Origin of the sequence: Paraburkholderia sp. J63, assembly GCF_905220245.1 — a bacterium.
Lineage (GTDB): Bacteria > Pseudomonadota > Gammaproteobacteria > Burkholderiales > Burkholderiaceae > Paraburkholderia.
This window is the reverse complement of sequence record NZ_CAJMZF010000223.1, coordinates 1-255: the sequence shown is the minus strand read 5'-3', so window position 1 is coordinate 255 and position 255 is coordinate 1. Positions and strand designations below refer to the sequence as shown.

Below are 255 nucleotides of genomic sequence, written 5' to 3'. Positions count from 1 at the left end.
AGGGAGTAACACACAGGTTGAGATCACGTGTTGTGCCAGAAACAACACAACCCCAATTCAGCAAGACCTCTTTACGCTTCTTCCCGATTGGCTGTGGCGCCAGGTTCACCAAAACCCGCGCGACGCAGCAACCCGTCATGCCTGATGACCATAGCGAGCTGGTCCCACCCCTTCCCATCCCGAACAGGACCGTGAAACAGCTCCACGCCGATGATAGTGCGGATTGCCCGTGTGAAAGTAGGTAATCGTCAGGCT

General features: G+C 55.7%; 1 rRNA gene. It reads left to right on the top strand.

What is annotated here, in order from left to right:
• The first annotated feature begins 140 nt into the window (after nucleotides 1-140).
• Nucleotides 141-254: ribosomal RNA gene (gene rrf / locus U5775_RS39275) — 5S ribosomal RNA — on the top strand.
• The last annotated feature ends 1 nt before the right edge of the window (nucleotide 255 follow it).